The organism is Candidatus Dadabacteria bacterium, assembly GCA_026706695.1.
In the GTDB taxonomy this organism is placed as follows: Bacteria; Desulfobacterota_D; UBA1144; order Nemesobacterales; family Nemesobacteraceae; genus Nemesobacter.
The window spans coordinates 1-22,711 of sequence record JAPOYE010000026.1 but is presented as its reverse complement, the minus strand read 5'-3'; the positions used below and the strand labels follow the sequence as shown (position 1 = coordinate 22,711).

Sequence of the window (22,711 nt, the reverse complement as noted above, 5' to 3'; positions counted from 1 at the left end):
GAGACAACGGACAAAACAACAGAGGTGAAATCAGACAATCAGGTCGCCGCTTGATTTTGCTCTTGTACACCAGATTTGACTATAATTCATAGAATTTTCTTTAACACCATAAACACGTGATAATTTTTCTATTAGGTGTGTTACCGAAGCTTGTCCACCACATAATTCGATTTCCTGAATAATCTCATCTATTATGCCAGTATACTCATCGTATCCCTCCGTATCAGCGAGCACAAACTGATTTTGTTTGTTTATTCTCCAAAAATTAGGATCTTCAATAAGTCTTTGGCGGAAGCTTCGAACACTTCCACTACCAATAAACTCCAGCATTTCTTCCGCAGTCATAGGATTATCATAATATTGTAACAATGCTTTTGCTTTATCGAGCATACCACCTTGAAAGTGAATGAAGCCGCCATCAATCGGAAGAAATTTGTCAATATCATTAATCCAAGCTTTGTGGTACTTTTTATCGATACCTAAATCATCAAGAACCCCTTCGACTACTTCTCCCTCAATAAAACCGCACTGGTTGCGTAGTTTAAGGAGTGCAACAATAGTTTTCGTTGGAAGATTCCGATCCGTCAACAACCACCGTTTAGATAAGCGATATGGTCCAGCCAACCATAACAGCAGTGCAGCACTTATCTTTTTATCAAACGATTTTTCATTAAAATCACTAATTACCCAGTTTAATGAATCTTGAAAAAAATCTTGCTCCACTAAAACTGCATTACCTAGACGACTCCGCAATGATTCAGCTCGCCTTTTAACGGGGAGAAATTTCTTATCTTTAAATATTTTTTTAAGCGTTGAATACGCTTTTTTCTCAAGTTGTCTTGCTCTCTCCCTAGTTACATCTAATTTTTTTCCCAAATTTTCTAATGTCACAGGACGATCAACAACAAATATCCGCTCAATAGCGATATTTACTAGTCTTTCATCAATTTGGCCCAGAGCTAAAGAAACAAGATTTGGAACTGAATAGTTTTTAACAAGATTACCAGAAAGCTCTTTGGTGCTTATTTCACCAATCTCACTCCAAAGTACTTTTATTTCCTGTGGCCAGTCCGGCAAAGGTTCCGGTAATGCGGAAGCTAAAGACTCGAGATCTTTTTCACCGTGGGCCCACGCAGATATAAATTGAAAAGCAGAGCTGATCTTTGGAAAAGAGGGTTCAACAGGTTCAGTTCGTGGTTTTTCAGGTTGTATAGACCTGTCAAAAGCAGTTGTATCCAACATAGCTGCTTCAATCAGGCATGAAAATTCTATAGCAGAGCGGATCCCAAGTGAACGTACAAATAAAATGTCCTGAAGCTTCAAATAAGACGCATGGAGCTGGCCGGTGTCAGCAAGCACCGCATTCTTTGTTCTGGTAGAAAAAGGAAGGTCCTCTATTGGTTGAGAAAGAGGTTGACCAGAGTAAATGACAACTTGCCCAATACTGTTAACCTGTTTCCTTACAAGGTCGACAATTTCCGTTAGGCAAGCTTTGCTAACCGAGTCTACATGTCGCCATATGGTGCTTTCCAGATCCGTTAGAGTAGCCCGTTCTCCAAGGATATCCTTTACGGAGCCTGGAGCATCCAAATGTCCCAATACTCTTAATATAGACCTTGGCAACAGAGGTGTTGGCGCATAGCCCCAAGGTTGAATTGCGTTAGAAACCATCTAAACCCTTAAAATATCTATTCACTATTCAGACGGCTTGATACAAAATCCGTCATGGCCCAGATTGGTACTTGACTGCCGAGAGCTTCACTTAAAAGGATAGGTAACCCTGTTGCCGCAAACTCGTTAGCCATTAAGATAAGCTCTCCGGGTTTAGATAAAATTTCGGTGCTTCCTGTCACACCTACAGCAAGCAATTGAAGTTGAAATATTCTCCATGGATTAGATGGTAATACCTCTCCTGCGCGCACAAATGGATGCCATTCGCTCGCTTCGAGTGATGTTCTTTTACCTTCCTGAATGCCAATACACATCGCAAGCCACCAAATATCAACGTATCGATTGAAAGGAATATTATCTCTATTTTTATTACCTTCCGATTGCCCTGTCATAGTGAAACGACGTATGTTTTCATGGTGCTCGGAAGGTATTCTTAGACTCTGATTTTGTAGGCCTGATATCAATGCTTCTACTGCCATTTCACACTCTCTCTTGGTTAAGTCATCCGGTAGCTAAGATGAAAATCTTCATAGTTTGTTCGTTGACACTGATCACAGTATTCACGATGGTTACAGCTACAAAGTCGAATTTCTGGTTGCTGTGCCCTAGGATCATTCATTAGGTCTGCAGGATAATCGTCTGTCTTTATTAGTGTAAGAGTAACTCCTGATTGATTATCTAATATGTTTTCAGTGTGTGATATTTCTGATTGCGTTAGGAATAAGACAACTTGTCGGTCGACATCTTCTCCGGCAGCCCTACTCACCATTTCTAGAACTCGGCGTTTAACATTTCCCGACATCATACCAAGTGGAGTATCAATGACTCTAGGAGCTACAACACCGCTCACTTCCGTCAAAGCCCATATAAATGCAAAAGTCAACACACGTTGAGATGCACCATTAACTTCATGATCCGGATTGAGAGTTCTATCGTCCGTGGTCTGCACCACAATACTGTAATTGCCATTGATATGTGCACCCTGAAAAATAGCACCCTGCTCAGGATCAGCACCTACCATGTGCAAAAAAAGGTCATTCATCCGGTTGCTAACACGTTCTAAATAAGTCCCCTGCATTTCGTCTAAAGAACCATGAACGATCTGTTGAAGATCATTTAAAATTGTTTTTTCTGCGTTAAGCCCAGCCATTTTTTCATCAGCTCGGCGAAGCTTCTCTTGCTTATGGTTAAGTTCTTTCAGGTTTTTCTCTACACCCTGAAGTGAAGCTTCGGCTTGATAAAGCTCGTTGTTTTTTCCCCTAAGAGAAGATGTCATTGTGTTCTGTAGCAAGCGCTTCTCCTGTATCTCTTCCTCGTTTATTTGATCTAGTTTTGCCTCTACTGACTTTAATTCTCGATGTGCATGATCAATACGCTTCTTAACAGCAAGTCGTTTTTGTTGAAGTTCCGAAGAATAGCCAGACCATTTCTTTGTATCCTCAGAAAGCCAGGTTCCAATCTCGGTTTTAGACTGATAATAAAGCGACGACAAGTAATCTACTTCCCGGTCATTTTTTCGATGTTGTTCAATAAGCTCGCGAACTTTCTCTCTGGCTTCAGTGCCTTCTGAAAGATCCGCGCCGCAAATACACTTTTCCAAATCCAATCGCTCTTCAAGTACTGGCACGGCAGCTTTAGGAATAACCCCCTTAGCATGAAGATTATTCAAATAATCGTATCCTATTTGTAAAACGGGTTCTAGGAATCCCCAACTCAGGCTTTCTTGTTGGAACAGCTCTTGATGCTCACATTTAAGGTCTTCCTCATCTTCAATAGCTGCATGTAACAGCTTTTGGTAATTTTCTTTCTGGTGAGCAAGTTGTTCATGGCTCCCAGCCTTTAATGCTCGTGTAAGATCGCGTTCAATTGTGTCCAGCTTTCTCTGAATATTTTCGATTTGCTCATTCAAATCTGTTATGGTCTTGGAAAGTTTCTCCTTCTCATTGGTCGCTTCTTCAATTTCTTCAGTAATAGCTGCTAACTGATCGGAACTAGTATCCCTTGTGATTTGCCTATTGACTGCTGACTGTGTAACTGAAATACGCTTCTCAACTCGCTCAAGCAAATCAAGTCCAAGTAACGAACGTATTGACTCTTTTACTTTATCTCTCTTTGTATTATCGGAAAGTTGAGGGGAAATAAATGTCATTGCCGCATCTCCATCAGTAAAGAAAATATCAATCATTTCTTTTGGTAGCATCTGTGTAAGTCTAGATTCTGCAGCATCAATCGACTCCGCACCTGCTGGTGTCTTTTCAAATAAAGTTACGCGGTCTTGCTCTCTATTTGGTCTATCGCCGTCAGGTTTTTCGCAAACTTCTCGCTTAAGCATATATCTCGTTGCAGAGGTCATTGTTTCGCCATCTACCTTACTAACAGCAGTATGAACAAAATCAATTTCAACAGATACTGTGCATACGCTATTATCTGGCCAATCAGCAGGAGACAACCTTACAAGCGGTTCATCAAGGACATCTTTACCATAAAGAGCCCAACGTAGTGCCTGTAATGTCGAGGTCTTACCTGAGCCGTTTTCCGCTCGAATTACGGTTAGGGGTTTTTGTGGATCGGTGCTGAAACTAAGATCAATATTACGTAGCAGCTTAAAGTTCCTAATACGGGCCGCTTCAATTTTCATTCAATGTTCCCCTCTTTTTCAACCAAAAGTTCGCTAAGAGCCGTAATACGACGAGAAACCCGCTGGGCAATGTTGAAAGGAGGATCATTTTCCAGTGCTAAAATATCGTAGAGGGCCTCCATAAGATCGGTGCGATAGCCTTCATAACGTTCATCAACTTTCATTACCTTACTCTTAATCACTTCTAAAACCTTTTTCTGCGGGGCGGTTGCCATTATTTTCTCCTAGCCATTTAATTAAACATATTAGCCATCAACTTATCAATCTTGTCAAATGGTCCACCAGGACTGCCGCCATTTGCGGATAATTCAGCAAATTCTCTAGCTCGTTCAAGCTCCCCCTTCAATATCGCTCGCGAACCACTATCACTAGTATTAGGTGGGACGACAATGAAATCATGAAGATAAGCAAGCTGCTTATTTATAGCATCGCACTTACGTAACACTCGTCCTCTACGCTGTATCCATTGACGTCGCACAGTATTGCTTGCCAATATATACGCTTCACTCACTTGCGGAACATCTACTCCTTCGTCGAGTACCCGCTTACATGTTAGTGCGTTATAGTCACCATTAGCAAAGCGCTCTAAGATGTTAGAAGATCGAGCACGATTGGCTGTCTCTTCAGATGTAAGTTGATGGATCGTAAGATTGAGATCGTTTTGTAGCATTTCATTAACCGATCTCAGTTGCAACGGATTTTTATCTGTTGCATAAACTAAGACATGCTTTACATCATCTCGAGGCCGACTTTTCAGCAGTTGACGAAGCGCTTCAACCTTATTCTCTGCAGATTCAATTACACGCCGCCTCGCAAATAGCAATGTCTCTACATCCCTCGGAAGACTACCCGAATCCGACGCATCAGCGTCACCTTTAAAACCTTTTCGTATAAGCCTCTCAGTTAGGCTCTTCCATTCACTAAACTCATCATTGGTCAAATCGACTTGATGCATGTAATAGTTGTATGGGACAAGACATACACCAATTGCCTCTCTTAAACTAAATTCAAAAACAGGCTCTCCGAAATAGGCAAATAATGCAGCAGTTCCTTCCGAGTCATATTGGCGCTCCGGTGTAGCGGACAGGCCTAATCGATAATCGAAACGATCAGGGGTATTTTTTAAGAAACTTTTTTTGCCTAGATTATGAGCTTCGTCAGCTATTAACAATGTAGGGAGACTCTCGGGAAGTTTATCAAGAACATGGCGAAAATTATTGCTAGTCAAAAAGTTCTCAGTAACAACCATAACTTCAACCCGACTGACTTTTAACTGCAGTCTGCGTACAGCAAGATCAAGGTGGTTCGCTCGATCCGAAAGAGATCCTCCAACAGGCAGTGGAGTTACTCCAAATTCGGTTACCTCATCTACCCATTGAGAAACCAGTGGTTGGTATGGAGCACTGATAATCACCAGCAAAGAATCAAGTTCATGCTGTAGCCGAGAAGCTGCTGCTAGTGCAGTAATTGTTTTACCTGAACCCGTAGCCATGGATAAAAAACCACGACGTTCGGATGCTTCCCACGCAGCAATAGCTTTCCCTTGATGCGAAAATGGTCCTTCGTCTAAATTTAAATGTGGTGGGATCGTAAATTCCATAGTTGGTGGAGTTTGGACTGAGACATTTTTACTTGTTAGTTTCTCTATAGTTTTTGAATCTTCCTCCCAAGCTTTTTGAAAATCATCCGTCGTTGGTGGTCGCTTAGGTTCATATTCTCGAATAAGTTCATTTTCTATAACAACGGGCAAATCCAGCGTATATATATAATCACGAGAACCATCCCACAAGGCATCAAATTCTTCGGTTAATGCTTTAATAGCTTCTTCTGATCGTTCACCTCCCCAAGACATATCAACACTTATTTGTTCTAGGTTTCTACCAAGCCCCTCATCAGTAAAATTACTTGATCCATGTGCAACAACAGTATCGTTGGCATCTTTGAAGAACCATACCTTGGGGTGAAAAAGTGATCCGTCTCGCAACCAAGCTACACGAAATCTGAGCCGCTGATTTGCAAGCATATATGCAAGACAGGTGAGAGTATGTCTGACAAGAGCACCTGTACTAATCTTTGCTTTACCTAAAAGATGTTTGAGACGAGCTTCAATAACATCGACGGGTGTCGAAACACCTTCCCGCAAAGCAGAGAAATCCTCAGCGCTAATATTAGGGCTCACCACCAAACGCATTGGTTGCGTATCTCGCGCTAAGTATTCTGCTAGGCCGGGCGCAATAGATCGTAGCGCCGCACTCCTGAAAAAACCAAACATACAGTCGAGGGAAGTAGCATGCTTAAGAGAACTAATCAGTACATCATTAACATAGTTATCCCTCGGTACAATGTACACCGATTTGTAGGGAATATTTCTTAATCCCATAACTAGTCACACCAGAATAAAACATTAATATTGTAAATAACAATCATAAACCCTACGGTTTATTTTTACTGCTTGAAAGTTCTGAAAAATTCTTTCGGTAATAATTTTAAGCGAAGCAAAAGTCTTTATTAAGTAAATTGCACCGCTCTACTCAACACTCCTCTTCATCACCCCGAGCAATCGTCTCGTAATCGCATCCGACAGCCTTGGCAAGAGCCCCTAAACGGCGACCGACGGTTTCCGGGTGAGGAATCTGGTCAGGCATATGCAAAGTAAGCTTTTCCCCAGTCCTCTCAAGCCTGGTGCTCTGAAGGATCCGCGCTACCCCTCCCGAGACCGTGTAAGCCAAGCGAAGAGCAAGCCCCGTAACCCTGGCTTCCTCAATATCACCCCCAGAAAGAAAATCTGAAACTTCCCAGCGGCGAAGCAGGTTTCCAATCGCCGCGTGCCTTGAGGCCACCGACAGAGCCACCATCACCCTCTCCGGATGGGTAATTCCCACAAACGGCATCCGCAGTATCCTCAAAAACACCTGCTCCGCCCGGTACTCCGGATGCTCGGAAATTCCTATGTCCGAGAGATGACATGCAGCGAGTCTCAGCCTCGGATCCCTAGAGTATTTATCCGGAATCGCCCTCTCTATCCACCTGCAGAAAGCCTTGCCCTCCTCAACGGATCTTCCCATCTTAAGGGCAATCTCCTCACACATGACAACTAGAGGATCCAGAGAACGCTGCTCCGGGGAAAGATCGTCGTATATGCATCCCTCCCGAAGGCCGTACGTGCAGAACGTAAGGTTGTTAACGCCCGTTTTCTTCAGAAGACTCTTCATAAGCGTGGCGGCGTAAGGAGCGGACTCCACCCTGTTTCGCCCCAGGATCCAGAGGTCCTGAAGCGAACCCGAAGACATCTCGGCTATCTCCCGGGCCATCTCAACCGCCCTTGATCTGGAAAGACTGTAACTGTGAACTATTCGAAGCGGGTAATCCTCAGACTCCATGTGTTTTTTGGCCAGGGCTCTCCACGAGCCCCCGACGGCGTAGAAGGTCTTCTTTTTCGCGTTCTCAAGCCAGGGAAGCTCGTCAAGGAGGGGGGCAATCAGTTTCTTGCGGGCTTTCGCGGGACTCAGACCGCTTTCAAGAAGCGGGATCGTGCCAAGCGGCAATGTGGCGTGGTTTCCTATTTCCCCCTCGCAGATCTCCACCAACTCAAGGCTTCCGCCGCCTATGTCCCCCATTACGCCGTCAGCGTCAGGGATAGCGCAGAGAGTGCCGAGAGCAGAAAGCCTTGCCTCGTCCATGCCAGAGAGCACCCGAAGCGAAATTCCGCACTGCTGCTCAACGGCCTCTTTGAAATCGGGGCCGTTTGCGGCGTTTCTCACCGCAGCGGTGGCAACCGCCTTTATTCCGGAAACCCTCATCGAGCGCGCGATATCGACAAAACGGCTTACAGTTCGCAGGGCGAGATCCATGCTCTGCGGAGACATTCTGCCCTGAGAATCCATCCCGCGCCCCAAGCCACAGGGAACCTTCTCATCAAGTATCGGAAGCGGGGCGCGCCTAGGTCCCTTGTAGATCACAAGACGTATGGAATTCGATCCCACGTCAATTACCGCCACGGTTCCGGCCTTGCCGAACGGCGTGGCGGGAGGAGAGATTTCTGCCATGAATTATTCCTGCACAAACTCAGCCGGCATTACCGGCCTGGATTCGGCAAGTGCCTTGCCTCGTCCCGAAAGACTGGGGTTGGTCATAAAGTATTTGTGAGCCGAGAAACTGTCCGCATCGCTTTTAAGCTTGCGGAAAGAACCGTCGGGAAGCATTTCCCAGCTGTTCGCAATATCGTTTAAGTTAGCGACCATCACCTGCTCGACAAGCTGCTTTTTCACGGTGGCGTTTTCGATCGGAACAAGCGACTCCACCCTGCGATCAAGATTTCGGGGCATCCAGTCGGCAGACGAGATGAAGACCTTGCAGCCGTCCGAGGGGAGCCCCTCCCCGGCGCCGAAGCAGATGACCCTGCTGTGCTCGAGGAAACGTCCCACGATACTCTTCACCCTTATGTTCTCAGAAAGCCCCGGCACCCCAGGCCGCAGGCAGCATATTCCCCGAACGAAAAGTTCGATTCTCACCCCTGCGCGACTCGCCGCGTAAAGCGCGTCTATTATCTTGCTGTCCACAAGGGAGTTCATCTTGGCCCATATAACCGCGGGACGGCCCGCCTTCGCATGGTCTATCTCGTCCCTTATAAGCTCAAGCACCTTAGGGCGCATCGTGACGGGAGAGAAGAATATCCTCTCCATCCTCTTCGGAGTGGCGTAGCCGGTCATGTAGTTAAAAAGCTTGGCGGCGTCGCGACCCAGTGCCTCGTCGGCCGTGAAGTAGCTGAGGTCAGTATATATCTTGGCGTTTATGGGGTGATAGTTGCCCGTGCCATAGTGGGTGTAGGTGCGGATGTCAGAACCCTCCCTTCTCACCACAAGAGACACCTTGGCGTGGGTCTTAAGATCGATGAATCCGTACACGACCTGAACCCCCGCGTCCTCGAGATCGTGCGCCCAGCGGATGTTGGCCTCCTCATCGAAACGGGCCTTTAGCTCCACCATGGCGGTTACGGATTTTCCGGCCTCGGCGGCCTCTATGAGCCTTTTCACTATCGGAGAGTCTTCCGAGGTGCGGTAAAGCGTCTGTTTGATCGCAACGACCGCAGGGTCCTCGGCGGCCTGCTTCAGGAACTCAACGACGACGTCAAAACTCTCGTAAGGGTGGTGAACAACGAAATCCTTCTGCTGTATGGCGGCTATCACGTCGCCCCCGAATTCCCTTACCCTCTCGGGGTAGCGAATATTCATGCGCTTGTAAAGAAGGTCGCTTCGCTCATCGAGTATTATCTGTTTCACGCTCTCAAGCCCGAGCATCCCCTTGATCCTGAAAAAATGCGCGTCGTGGGCCTCGAGCTTCTCCATTATGAAGTCAACTATCGCATCCGGCATGTCCGCGTTGACGTCAACCCTGATCACGGAGCCTCCCCTGCGCTGCTGCTTAAGCGCCGTCTCAAACGTCTCTACCAGATCTTCCGCGTCCTCGTCTATCTCAAGAAGGCTGTCGCGGGTGATCTGGAAGATTCCGTTGTCCTCAACCTCAAAACCCGGGAAAAGGAATTTCATGTTGTGCTCGATAACCTTCTCGATCGGAACAAACTGTACTTTTTTTCCTCCCGGAACCTTTATGAAGCGCTCCACCTGGGAAGGCAGCAGTATAAGACCCTTCATGCGCTTTCCGTCCTCGGCGCGGCTTAGCTGCACGGCGCATACAAGGCGCTCACTCTGTATGAAGGGGAACGGATGCGCCGGGTCTATGGCAAGCGGGGTAAGAACCGGGAAAAGCTTATTCGAGAACCACTCGGAAAGCCACTTCGCGCCCGAGCGGTCAAGTTTCTCGGGAGTCACGATCTTGATCCCCGCCTTCTTGCAGAGGGAAAACAGTTCCTTTTCGCACTCGCACTGGCTGTCAAGCAGGAAACGGACCTTCTCCCTTATGGCTTCTAGCTGCTGGGACGGCGTAAGGCCGTCTTTGCTGCGGTCGGTAACTCCCTCCATAACCTGTCCCGCGAGACCCGCCACCCTTACCATGTAGAACTCATCAAGGTTGCTTGCGGAGATGGAGAGAAAGCGCACCCTTTCAAGAAGCGGAACCTTATCGTTTGCCGCCGTCTCAAGAACCCGCAGGTTAAAATCAAGCCAGGAAAGCTCCCTGTTAAGATACTTCTTGGAAGAACCGACAGAGCCTCTCTTGCTCGTGATGTCCGTTATCGAAGAAGCCAATTGCAACCCCCTGAGAGTGTAACATTCTGCGTCTTAACACCCACAACCCGTGAGTTTACATAATTACCCGGCGCGTGAAAAGCCGGACTCACCGCGCCGTCTCCCAAAACGGAGTAACCCGCCCTAGGCGCCTCCACTGCGGCTGTGCCGTGCGAAGGCACTTCCTAACCCGGGCCTGGGACCATTCCTGCGCGAGGCGGACCACCGAGGGATCAAGTCTCCCGGGCTTGACCGCCGCGAGGATGTGCCGCGCGACTATCGCGTCGTTTGTCTTTCCCAGGCTGTCCTGGAAGCGTCCCATGAGCTTCATGAAGGTCGGAACCTCGGGGCCGCTCCAGAGCGAGCTGAAAAACTGCGTAGCGTAGCGGGTCTTTTTCCCCCGCTTTCTTATTTCGTGAAGATCCTCGTCAGGAAGACGCGAAAGAGGCCTAGTATCCTCGAGAAAATAGCGCCATGTTCTCCTGAGCACGCTTCTTGCAAACGGCTTTACGGGCTGGTCGGAGGTTTTTGAGCCGGCCTCCTTCTCTACAGATGCGATCCATCGCTCGAACTGGAGCAGCAGACGGGCGTAGCGGCGGCTTTCAAGATAGGCGGCCGCGTCTCCGACGGCACGGCGGCGCTCGGCGCGCGCAATGCGCCGAAGGCGCTCTATCGCTTCCTCCTGCCTTGGCGCGGCGGAGGCTATTTTGGGAAGGGTCTCGCTTAAAAACACCTGCCAGTCACGGGCCGGGGCCAGGCGCTGCTGGAACCAGCGGAACTCTCCATTAAAGGCCTTTCGCTTGTCATAGGGAAGTATTTTCTTGAAGGCCCGAAGCGCCGCGCGCACGCGCCTCATAGCCACCCTAGTCTGGTGCACCCCCTCGGCCCTTCCCTCAAGGGTTGGAATCTCGTTTGCGAACATGTGCTCAAGCGCGCCGGCAATGATGAAATTAAACGCATCTCCCACGCTCATCTCTTCTGTAAGCGTGACCTTCGGGGCCTTAAGCGGTTTTGGCCGGAGAGCCGGCCTTGCAAGTGCATAGCCTCTCTGGGCCTTTGTAAGGTGACCGAGGCGTATGTCGTAAGCCTCGCAGAGTTCAAGGGCCACGTCGAACATCCGCGCCGGGTTCCCCGAGAGCAGTTCGAGCTCCGCTTCGCAGATAGGCTCCTCAACGAACCCCTCGCGTGTTTCGGCGCGAATCACTCCCTGATCCACCGCCAACTCGAATTCAGTGCCCCGGGTCCTTATGCGAACCGCTTCACGCTCAAAGTCCGTGGTGAACAAAGGGCTGAGGCGCTTTTCGTAGCGTCGGCGGGAGAGAGAGCGCGCGAGTGCGGGGTCGTCCACGGCGCGAAGATTCGGGGAATCGCCATTTACCGGAATGGTCCATTCACGGAAATTCTGAAGTCCCGCGAGGCCTTGGAACGGCACCTTTATAGTCTGCTGCTTACCGTTGCCGTTATCACGCACCCGGAGGACTATGTCGGATTTTCTAAGCGCGTGGCGCGGGGTATCGAAATAGGTGCTTACGAGATGACGCTTTGTGCGGCGGCCCCTGCGAAGGGGCTTAAGTCCCTTGTAACGCAGAATCCGATTCGCCACGGCGGGCGAAAGGGACAGCTTGAATTCCGTTTCCTCGTACATGACGTAAAGATTCAACCACCCAGTTTGTCGGAAACTAGACTATTTAATCTACTCGATTAAGGCCCGGTTGTCATTTCTTTTTGCTACTGGATGAAACCGAGGAAATGTACAATTTAACCCCAACCTGCGACTGCCGACTGCCTTACCCCCGTCCAGAACGACCTCGGAAACGCCCCAGTCTCGATCCAGCAAGACTCTCGCGTCAACGGCACTCTGATCGGCTTAACTGAACGCATCCGTACCCACTTCGGAGTCACCCGGCCGATACTCATCCAACGCGTGATCATCGTGTTCGAAGAAATCTACCGCCGTGAGGCAATCGCCAGTCTAACGTAGTGGACAAACTCTTGAAAAACCTGGGTTCCGATCTCTCCAGCGCCCACGCCAAGATTGTTGCGTAGCAGAGGATATCCAAATCCGCCACGCATTGCTACCTTTTGAGGCAGCACTTGAACCATTGTTCGAATTTAGCTCTCGTCAAAAAGTTTGGGGATTTCCCCTTCATTTTCTTTCTTAGCGTCTTTAATCTCACTCTCCCCCTCCGATTGAACATCCACACCGAAAGAAACATTCGCAAGTTTTGCCCTTTCTATCTGATGAAAATCTAAAATAACACCAATCCAAGACTTAGCATCTTTGCGCAAGCCATCAAAGCCCGGCACGTGAATACGTTGTGCTGATTCTGCCAATTCTCGTGCCGTAACAAACAAGTTGCTCGTCGCCGACACACTCGAAACGTAATCTGCAATTAACTCTGCTTGAATGTTGTTCGCATCCAAGTAGAAGCGCTCTGCTAGACTCTTCGCCAGAGAAGTTCCATTATCAAGATATTGCCGAACTAGTTCAAGAGTGGTGTTCATGGTAGCCAGTACTGACGACTTTTCTGACTGCCCGAATCGAACACCTTCGATTATAGCTTTTCTCCGTTCCTTCTTAGCCAAAAACGCCAACTCAGATGTCGCATAATCTAAGTTTATTGCCGCTAGCGCAGACGTAAGGTACAACAAACGTAATCCCACATTCACTTGCTCTGAATTCTTTGACGAAACCACCACCTGCTCCGCAAAATAACCCGCCGCCGCCAAATTCTGATTTGCAGATTGAATCCCCAAATTGCCTATTAGAGATGCCTTCGCCGCAGTCCACGTGTCTCGAAAATCCGTAGACCGACGCTGGTCATCCACTCGCTTAATCGCAGAATTCAAATCTTCCAGTGTAAGGTCTGATTCGTTAAGCAGGGACCGACTTGCCGACAGTTTTGAAACTGCATGACCATCCAATAATGTTATTCGAAGATCTTTGGCCAATGCTCTTGTGCTGGGGCGCTTGTCAGTAGTAGCAACAATTGCCCCGTCAACGCCAAGAGCGGACCTCAATCCGTTCGCCCAGATGATTCTTTCATACGCTTTTGGAGATTTTCTTTTCTTTGCATCCACTATTACGATACGTCTGGTGAAAGCTGTCGGGCGCTCATAGAGCCATACATCTATGTCCGTCACTTGCTCGCCATCAATATGATAAAGTACATTCCGCAAGGCGAAACAACCAGTCTTCCAGAAATATGCCCTCAACAACTCTTCTAGGTGGGGACCCTTTCTACCCATACGCCCGGTCGCCATCACAAACCTCCCTCGGTTCTAAGCGCGGTCAACACATCTAACGTGAGCCGCTTACTTCGTGGCCTTTGAAGTTTACGTATATTCTCTCGGGTTGTTTCCGGCCCAATGTATGCAGTCAAACTCCCCGGAAGCAACCGGTTTAATACGGTGGTAGAAGATGCTTCACCTGTGGTAAGAACCGACAAGGCCATTTCGCCGATGTCTTGCTTTAAAAGTTCCATAATGTATCCATATCCATCTCGCGTGACTTTAATCACGCCCTTCATTTCCAATACTTGGTAATCTTCACCGATTGCTGTGGCCGGTCCGACTCGATGTCCCGCAATTAATTTTCTCAGAAGCGCATCCACCATCGTGATCCGTCCCCGGCTATAGGCACTCTTGGTCATTCCATAGGTTAACGCCGATACCAAAGCTTTAGCTAGGTCAAATGCATCGTCTACGATAGGGTCGTTGTATTTGTGAAATGCAGCAGGACGAGTAACGAAACCAAATTGGCCAGAGGGGTTGCTCATCTGATTGACATCGTACATTCCAGCTGCTTGCAGTTTAGCAAACAATTGGTCACCCAGCATCTCTTCAACATTGTCTACTAAGAGGCAGCCTTTCTGTTCGAGAAGTTGATTCAACTGTCTTACATTGTTCGCCTCTGAATCAGTTAAAGAATCGATTATCCGCATTGTTTTCGTAATGTTGTCCCTACGAAATAGATTGCCATTGAAAAGCACCTTTTCGTCCCCATGTCCTTCCGCATCCACGAAACCGAACAGCTCAGATTGCCTCAGGAAGCCTTTCGTTTGCTTGTTAGTGAGTTGAAATTCGTCACCAATGAACTGGCCTGTCACGACTTCCGGCCTCGGTGCTTCAGAAGTTATTTCCGCTAAAGCTATTGCCGCTTTTTCTTCGGTACTTGGACTGAGACTGTGGAAAATATCCGATGCATGTTGAACAGTGGCGCTACTCGTAAGCCCGAGCACTTCCACATCGCCAGATTCTCCCATATCTATAACACGATTCTCAGACAGGATAGCTAGTAGCGGTGGAAGGTCGAGATTCGGATTCAATCCGGCAGCGCGGCCTAACGATATGACCCGGTTCTTGGAAAGTGTAGTTTGGTCAGTCGCCGCCAATTGAGATAGGAGTGAGGCAGCCTTGCCTGCGGTGTCCAAGGCAGGAAACTCGGCTGAGCCACCAGTGGTTCTGCTCGTTTTTTGGCCGTGGTGCACTATCCAAGCACCACGGTTTTGCTTTCTTAGGGATTCATAGTACTGGAACAATGAATTTCTCCGCCAATTGAAATTCTAACGTGAAGAAATAAGGAGAACTAACCACCTTTTCTTCTGATTGTCAATGTATCAGGATTTGACAAGTTCGTTTGTTTCCCATGAATTGCTTTATTATCATTTTCTTAACGCTCGAACTCCATGCAAAACCAAGCTGCAAATCATCATTTTATGGAACAACTTATGGAACAACTGAAAACTGCTTGACAATTGGTTTGGGATTACAGCTACTGACCCCCTACTCCTACTACTGAAACCTCTAATCCTAATAGTGAAAATGTAGTTGCTGAACTGAACCTCAGCCAACATTACCTGCATGGGAAAACTCATCCTGAGATAGACAACCTGAACAGCCTCACGAAACTGAAGCTGTTATCGAATTACAATGCTTGTGACGAGAAACACTTAAGTGGACCGCTCCTGCGCAAGCTGGGAAATTTGACCAATCTCACGGAACTGCTTCTCTTTAACAATCTTGGGTTAACCGAGCCGATTCCACCCAAACTGGGCAATCTTGGCAATCTTACTAAACTTGAGATTTGCGGGAAGAGAGAACACTTCGCAAAAATCTGTACTCAACCTGTTTTTGGTTATGTCCGTACTGCTCGCGGTACCATTGAGAAGCTCTTCGGGGACAAGACAAACTTGAATTATGGAACAAGCCAGCTTTTATTCATAGGCGGTCGGCTTCCATCTCCCTCTCAGTCTGGACGGCGCTGCCGGAGAATGTATAATTCAATGCCATAACCCGCAATGGCAGATTCCTTCGTTCACCTACATCTACACTCGCAGTACTCGCTTCTTGACGGCTCGATAAAGTTCGACGAGCTGATCGAAAGAGCCGAGAGCCACTCCATGCCCGCCGTAGCCGTGACCGACCACGGAAACCTCTTCGGCGCGTACGAGTTTTTCGAAAAGGCAAAGGCCCGCGACGTAAAGCCCATAATAGGTTGCGAGCTCTACGTGACCCCGACGCTTAAGCTTGAAAAACCTTCCGACGGAAAGAACTACCACCTGACCGTGCTCTGCATGAACGAGCAGGGATACAGGAACCTCTCGAGGCTCGTTACAAGAGGTTACTTCGAGGGGTTTTACCGCCGCCCGCGCGTTGATCACGAGATGCTGTCTGAGCACAACGAGGGGCTCATAGTCCTCTCCGGGTGCATGAGCAGCGAGCTTTCCCAGGCCATTTTCAAAAAGGACCTGAAGGAGCAGGCAAGAATCGCCTCGATATACAAGGAGATATTCGGGGACCGCTACTATCTTGAAGTGCAGGCAATCGGCCTTGAGGAGCAGCGCAGGGTAAACAGGGGGCTTAGAAGAATCGGCGAAAAGCTCGGCATAAAGCTTGCCGCGACCAACGACTGCCATTTTCTCACCAGGGAGGATTACAAGTCGCACGACGCGCTTTTGTGCATCCAGACCGGAAGCATGGTGGCCGACCGCAAGAGAATGAGATTCCAGAGCAACGACTTCTTCGTGAAGACAAGGGAAGAGATGGCCAGGGATATGGAAGGTTTCGAGAACGCGCTTGAGGAAGCGGTGAAAATCTCTGAGCGTTGCGATTTCGAGTTCAAAAACGAGGGGTACAGGTTCCCGGAATATGTCCCTCCCGAGGGAAAATCGCTTGACGAGTTCATGCGCGAGATCTCGGGCAGAAATCTCGAGAAAATGCTCCGGGAAAACGAAATACCCGAAGAGGCCCACGATACCTACCGCGAGCGGCTCAGCTCGGAGCTTGACACCATCTGCAAGATGGGATTTTCCGCGTACTTCCTCGTGGTCTCCGACTTCATATTCCACGCCAGGAAAAACGATATCCCGGTTGGACCGGGGCGGGGAAGCGCCGCCGGGAGCCTGGTCGCCTACGCCCTCGGCATAACGGCCATCGACCCCATAAGGCACAACCTTATTTTCGAGAGGTTCCTTAACCCCGAGAGGGTGAGCATGCCCGACATAGACGTCGATTTCTGCGGTGAGCACCGCGACGAGGTAATAAGATACGTCACGGAGAAATACGGGGCGGACAAGGTTGCCCAGATAGGCACCTTCGGAACCATGTCCTCGAAAGCCGTGATAAAGGACGTGGGGAGGGTGCTCGGGCTTCCCTACGCGGAAGTCGACCGGCTCTCGAAGATGATCCCCTCTTTCCGGGGAAAGGTGTTCAGCATAGAGGAAGCCGTAGGCAAGGTAAAGGAAATAAGGGAGCGGCTTTCCGATAACAAGGAGCTTGCCGAAGCGGTGGAGCTTGCGAGGTCTCTTGAGAACATGGTGCGTCATTCATCCACCCACGCGGCGGGAGTGGTGATATCGAACGAGCCGCTTGCCGACTACATACCCCTCTACAGGGGAAGCAAAAACGAGATCGTAACCCAGTTCGACATGAACTCCATAGAGAAGCTCGGCTACGTGAAATTCGATTTCCTTGGCCTAAAGACCCTTACAATACTGGACAAGGCTGTTAAGTACGTAAGAGAAAACCAGGGAAAAGACGAAAAGGAATTCGACCTTGACAGGGTCCCCCTTGACGACCCCAAGGTCTACGCCCTGCTTCGCGAAGGCGCGACCATGGGGATATTCCAGGTTGAATCCCAGGGAATGAAGGATCTTCTGGCGAAGCTACGGCCCGCGGAATTCGAGGACATAACGGCCGCGCTTGCGCTTTACCGCCCCGGCCCTCTTGACAGCGGCATGGCGGAGGAGTTCACCCGGAGGAAAAACGGGGGCACGGTGGATTTTCCGCATCCCGCGCTTCGGGAGATACTGGGAGGAACCTACGGCCTCTTCGTTTACCAGGAGCAGATAATGCAGACCGCGAGCGAGCTTGCGGGCTTCACCATGGGGGAGGCGGATCTCCTGCGAAGGGCCATGGGAAAGAAGAAATCAAGCGAAATGAGGGCGCAGCGCAAAAGGTTCCTTACCGGAGCGGAGAAAAAGGGCCTCGAGAGCAAAAAAGCCGCCGAGCTTTTCGACACGCTGGAAAAATTCGCCGAGTATTCCTTTAACAAGAGCCACAGCGCCGCCTACGCCATGATCACCTACCAGACGGCCTACCTGAAGGCACACTACCCGGCTGAATTCATGGCGGCCTTCATGTCGGTCGAGGCGCATAACGTGGACAAGGTGATCTCCGGAATAACCGAGTGCAAAAAACTCGGAATTGACGTCCTGCAGCCCGACATAAACCGAAGCTCCTCCGGATTCACGGTTTCTCAGGGGAAAATACGCTTCGGATTCACCGCGATCAAGTATGTCGGCAACAGCCTTATCGAGGAAATTGCAGAATGCAGGGAAAAAGACGGGGAATTCGAATCCGTCTTTGACTTCTGCGCCAGGGTGGATTCAAAAAAACTCAACAAAAAGGCGCTTGAAAGCCTGATAATGGGAGGCGCTTTCGACTCACTCGAACCGAACAGGGCGAAGCTTTTCGCTTCCCGCGAGCCCCTTCTGGGCTACAACGCCATGAAGCATCACGCGCCGGCAAACGGCCAGGGAATGCTGTTTGACCTTCCGAGTTCCGTGGCGGCCCCCGAGCTTGGCGAAACCGAGCGGTGGGATGACCGCACCAGGCTCGAGAACGAACTTGACGTGCTCGGGTTTTTCATATCGTCGCATCCGCTCGAGAAATATTCTTCCGAACTCGAAAAATACAGACCCCTTCACGACAGCGAGTCGGTAAAACAGGCAAAAGACGGCGCCGAAGTGAGAATCGCCGGTGTGGTGAGATCGTTTGAAACCAAAAACACCCGCAAGGGAACCGGCCTCATCGGCTACTTCACCCTGGAGGACCTGAACGGTTTCGTGGAGGCGATAGTGTTCAACGACACCCTGCGCACATCCAAGTCCCTCCTTGAGCAGAAGATCGAGCCCGTAATAGCAAAAGGCAGGGTCGAGGTCTCCGACGACAAGATACGTCTTCTCGCAAGCGACATCTCCTCGCTCAGGGAAATCAGAACGAATTCCGCCGTCCGCATAAGCATCGCCCGCAAATCGGCAAACGAGCAGAACATACTCAGCCTGAGGGAGATCCTCGAGAAGTTCCCGGGAGACTCGACCGTTATAATCGACATGAAGACCGACCACTCGGAGGCCGTCCTGAGGGTCGGAAACTGCAAGGTCGACTTCGGGGACGAGCTCATAGAAAACATCGAGGGACTGCTCGGGGAAGGCGCGGTGACCCTCAGGGAAAGCTCATTCGCCTAGACGCTCTATAAGCGCTTTCAGCTCCTCGGGATCCTTCGTGATGACAAACACCTCCTGCACCGAGGTGCCGCTTCTCGCTATGAGCTTGGCCCCGCTTAGGGTGCTGTACTTGTAGCTCACCGCGAGATTCTCCCCGGTGGCCCGGCCGACCTTTATCTCCCCGGGAATGATTCCCGTCACGTGGTCAAGCCCCGAGATGTTGTCCTCGAGAAAACGCCTTAGTCCCTTTATTATCGAATGTTCGGTTTTTATCTTGTTTTTTCTGTATTTCATGATTTCCCAAGGGAATATTATACTCCTTACAGGACCGGGGTGTAGTATGAACCCGGATGCGGGGATTTTCCCCGACGCCCGTTCCCCGGCCGGCATAACGCGAAACGGAGCGCAGAGGCCATTGCGAGATGAGAAAAATAACAGATCTTCGTTTTGAGAACGCCTACGCGGAACTGCCACACGAATTCTACCAGAAAAAAGATCCTGTTCCGTTCTGGAACCCTCATATGGCGGCGTTTAACGAAACCCTGGCGGCGGAACTCGGCATAGACCCGGACGAGAAACAAAACCCCCTTCTTGCCGAGCATCTATGCGGAAAAAGGCCGCTTCCGGGCGCGGATCCCCTGGCGATGTACTACGCCGGGTGGCAGTTCGGGGTCTACAACCCGCACCTTGGAGACGGAAGAGCGCTTCTGCTCGGGCAGATAATCGATGAGCGCGACCGGAAATGGGATCTTCACCTCAAGGGATGCGGGGCCACCAGATTCTCAAGAGGTTTTGACGGAAGGGCAACGCTGAGGTCCTCCATAAGGGAATACCTGGGAAGCGAGGCTCTCCACCATCTGGGAATTCCGTCCACGAGAGCTCTCTGCGTGGTGGGAGGCACGGAGAAAATCGACAGGGAAACCCGGGAGCCCGCCGCGATGATGCTCCGGGTCGCGGAGACCCACGTGCGCTTCGGTTCGTTCGAAGGTTTTTACTACCGGGGCGAAGAAGAGAGCATCCGGACGCTTGCCGATTACGTAATCGCCCGCCACTACCCCGAGATTCCGGGCGGGACAAAGGAAGGCTACGGGCTTTTTCTGCTCGCGACGGCGGAGAAAACGGCAGTCACCCTTGCCAAGTGGCAGGCTTTCGGCTTCACCCACGGGGTAATGAACACCGACAACATGTCCGTAACGGGTCTCACCCTTGATTACGGACCGTACGGATTTCTGGAAACGTTCGACAGGGATTACGTCTCCAACCGCTCTGATCACTTCGGAAGGTACAGCTACGGAAACCAGCCCGCGGCCGCGCGCTGGAACCTCGGGAAATTCGCAAGATGCCTGGAAAAGCTGGTGGACGAAAAACAGGCCGCCCTCGCGATTGATGTTTACGACAAGACCTTCTCCGAAACTTACAGAAAACTCATGCTGCGCAGATTCGGCTTTGAGAAGGAAAAAAAAAAATCCCTTCGATTTATTGAAAAAACCCTCGGGATGCTGGCCGAATCAGGGACGGACTACCATATCTTTCTCAGAAGCCTCTCCGACGTAAGCCGCGACGGCTCTTTTGAAGGAAATCCATGGCTTGCGGAACTCTGCGCGGCGGCGGAGAAATGGCGGCAGTGGATCTCAGAGTACGCCGGGGAACTCCGGGAAAATTCGCTGCGCGACCACAAGAGAAAAAAGCTCATGGATTCCGTCAATCCCAGGTACGTTCTGAGAAACCACATAATGGAGACCGCGATAAGGGATGCCCTTGAGCGGGAGGACTGCTCGGAGATAGAAAAGGTAAGGAAGATATTCGAGAATCCCTTCTCGGAACAGCCGGGGCATGAGGGCTACGCGGGAGCCTCCCCAGAGTGGGCAAGGGATCTCTTCGTGAGCTGTCTTTCCTAACCGGCAAGAAAGCTCGCAATAATTTTCTTCACGCCGGAACCGAAAAAATCAACCGTAACCACCGCCTTGTTTCCTTTTCCCTCAATCTGCTTAACGACCCCGGGACCGAAAATGTGATGGGTGACCCTCTGTGCTGGTCTTAAGTTCCGGACCGTATCCTCGGACGCGGACAACATCTTGGAGGACGAACCGCGCAAGCGCTCTGAACTTCGGTCCGACAGTTCCTTCCTTGCGGATTCGTAGATCACGTGTTCTGATGGAATGTCTTCAAGGAAAACTGATTCTTCAAGATCATAGGCTCGGGTTGAACCAGCTTTCTTCCTTGAAGCGTAGCTTATAAACAGAGACCTCTTCGCTCTGGTTATCGCAACGTAGAACAGTCTTCTCTCTTCCTCAAGCCCCTCGAAGGTTTCCGCGGACAATCTGTGCGGAAGCAGTCCCTCGTTCGCTCCGACCACGAACACAGCGGGAAACTCAAGCCCCTTGGCCGCGTGAATCGTCATGAGGGAAATCTTTTCTCCCTCCGAATCCTCCCTGTCCTCATCGGTTGAAAGCAGCACAAGATCAAGAAAGTCGGAAAGGCTTATATCTTCAAGCACATCGGCCGCCGCTAAAAGCTCCCTGACGTTCTCCACCCTGTGATGCTCGTCCCCCAGATAATCCAGATAGCCAGTACGCTCAAAAAGCGCCTTGATCACTTCCGCGGCGGGACCTTGCTCCGCTACTGCGCGAAATTCCCCCAGAATATCGGTGAAGGTGGAGAGAGCGCTCTGGGTCTGCGGCGGCAGAAGATGCTGTTCCCCGCAGTATTCAATCGCATCCGCAAGAGCGAATCCGTGCGTCCGCGATATTTCACGCAGTTTGCCGACCGTGGCAGATCCTATCTTTCTCGGCGGGACGTTAACTATCCTCTCGAAGCTCACGTCGTCAGAGGGGTTCTGGATAAGGCGCAGATAGGCGATTATGTCCTTTATCTCCGCTCTCTGGTAAAAGCCCACTCCCGAAACTATCCTGTAGGGAACCCCGCGCGCCCTCAGAGCATCCTCAATTACCCTCGACTGAAAGTTGGCCCTGTAGAAAACCGCAATGTCATCCCATGTGAAGTCCCCGGATTCGACCAAATGCGAACTCCTCCTCGCGACAAAACGCGCCTCGTCTTCTCCGTACCCCGCTTTGAACACCACAGCCTTTTCTCCCTCGGGATTCTCCGTCCAGAGAGTCTTCTCCTTTCTGCCCAGATTTTTCCTTATAACTGAATTCGCAATGCCGAGTATGGTTGAGGTGGAACGGTAATTCTGCTCGAGCTTCACCACTTTCGCCCCCGGAAAATCCTTCTCGAAATCGAGAATATTGTTTATGTTCGCTCCTCTCCACCCGTAGATAGACTGACTGTCGTCGCCGACAACGAAAAGATTTCCGAAGCCCCGGGATATGGTCTTCGCGAAATCATACTGAACAGGATTCGTGTCCTGGTACTCATCGACAAGCACGTGAACAAACCTGTTCTGATAACGCGCGCGCACGCCTTCATTTTCAGACGCCCCTTGAACTTTGAAGTGCACCACCCCTGAAATCAGGGTTTGAGTCCTTTCG

14 protein-coding genes are annotated in these 22,711 nt (G+C 50.0%); 2 read left to right on the top strand and 12 right to left on the bottom strand.

The features are described from left to right. Positions 1–30 precede the first annotated feature (30 nt). From OXG10_02310 to OXG10_02265, 10 genes are all read right to left on the bottom strand, one after another. The gene (locus tag OXG10_02310) at positions 31–1,671 is read right to left on the bottom strand and encodes a hypothetical protein (GenBank protein ID MCY3826201.1); all 1,641 of its coding nucleotides are present in this window, start codon (positions 1,669–1,671) and stop codon (positions 31–33) included. Between the two features lie 17 nt (positions 1,672–1,688). After that, positions 1,689–2,150 (bottom strand): hypothetical protein, encoded by a 462-nt coding sequence (locus tag OXG10_02305; protein MCY3826200.1) that lies wholly within the window; start codon positions 2,148–2,150, stop codon positions 1,689–1,691. 17 nt (positions 2,151–2,167) lie between these two features. Beyond that, the gene (locus OXG10_02300; protein MCY3826199.1) at positions 2,168–4,309 is read right to left on the bottom strand and encodes an AAA family ATPase; all 2,142 of its coding nucleotides are present in this window, start codon (positions 4,307–4,309) and stop codon (positions 2,168–2,170) included. Then, positions 4,306–4,524 carry a hypothetical protein gene (locus OXG10_02295; protein MCY3826198.1) on the bottom strand — a complete coding sequence of 73 codons (219 nt, stop codon included), beginning with the start codon at positions 4,522–4,524 and terminating at the stop codon, positions 4,306–4,308. The genes OXG10_02300 and OXG10_02295 overlap by 4 nt, the downstream gene beginning before the upstream one ends. Positions 4,525–4,541: 17 nt before the next feature. Continuing rightward, complete coding sequence (locus tag OXG10_02290; protein MCY3826197.1) at positions 4,542–6,689, bottom strand: DEAD/DEAH box helicase family protein; 2,148 nt, start codon at positions 6,687–6,689, stop codon at positions 4,542–4,544. Between the two features lie 151 nt (positions 6,690–6,840). Continuing rightward, on the bottom strand, positions 6,841–8,355 hold the full coding sequence (locus OXG10_02285; protein ID MCY3826196.1) for a Ppx/GppA family phosphatase: 1,515 nt from the start codon (positions 8,353–8,355) through the stop codon (positions 6,841–6,843). A gap of 3 nt (positions 8,356–8,358) precedes the next feature. Then, positions 8,359–10,512 (bottom strand): RNA degradosome polyphosphate kinase, encoded by a 2,154-nt coding sequence (locus tag OXG10_02280; protein ID MCY3826195.1) that lies wholly within the window; start codon positions 10,510–10,512, stop codon positions 8,359–8,361. An 88-nt stretch (positions 10,513–10,600) separates the two neighbouring features. Then, positions 10,601–12,151, bottom strand: a complete 1,551-nt coding sequence (locus OXG10_02275) for a CYTH and CHAD domain-containing protein (GenBank protein ID MCY3826194.1) — start codon at positions 12,149–12,151, stop codon at positions 10,601–10,603. 452 nt (positions 12,152–12,603) lie between these two features. Then, on the bottom strand, positions 12,604–13,755 hold the full coding sequence (locus OXG10_02270; protein ID MCY3826193.1) for a hypothetical protein: 1,152 nt from the start codon (positions 13,753–13,755) through the stop codon (positions 12,604–12,606). After that, on the bottom strand, positions 13,755–15,032 hold the full coding sequence (locus OXG10_02265; GenBank protein ID MCY3826192.1) for a hypothetical protein: 1,278 nt from the start codon (positions 15,030–15,032) through the stop codon (positions 13,755–13,757). The genes OXG10_02270 and OXG10_02265 overlap by 1 nt, the downstream gene beginning before the upstream one ends. Before the next feature lie 759 nt (positions 15,033–15,791). On the opposite strand from OXG10_02265, the gene dnaE reads away from it, so the two are divergent. Then, positions 15,792–19,241 carry a DNA polymerase III subunit alpha gene (gene dnaE, locus OXG10_02260; protein MCY3826191.1) on the top strand — a complete coding sequence of 1,150 codons (3,450 nt, stop codon included), beginning with the start codon at positions 15,792–15,794 and terminating at the stop codon, positions 19,239–19,241. Here dnaE and OXG10_02255 read toward each other — a convergent pair. After that, complete coding sequence (locus OXG10_02255; protein MCY3826190.1) at positions 19,230–19,514, bottom strand: DUF2103 domain-containing protein; 285 nt, start codon at positions 19,512–19,514, stop codon at positions 19,230–19,232. The genes dnaE and OXG10_02255 overlap by 12 nt on opposite strands. Positions 19,515–19,642: 128 nt before the next feature. On the opposite strand from OXG10_02255, the gene OXG10_02250 reads away from it, so the two are divergent. Next, a complete protein-coding gene (locus OXG10_02250) occupies positions 19,643–21,118 on the top strand; it encodes a YdiU family protein (GenBank protein MCY3826189.1) in 1,476 nt (491 codons plus the stop codon). On the opposite strand, the gene OXG10_02245 is transcribed toward OXG10_02250, so the two are convergent. After that, positions 21,115–22,711: UvrD-helicase domain-containing protein (locus OXG10_02245; protein ID MCY3826188.1), on the bottom strand; the 1,597-nt coding region annotated here is incomplete at its 5' end. The genes OXG10_02250 and OXG10_02245 overlap by 4 nt on opposite strands.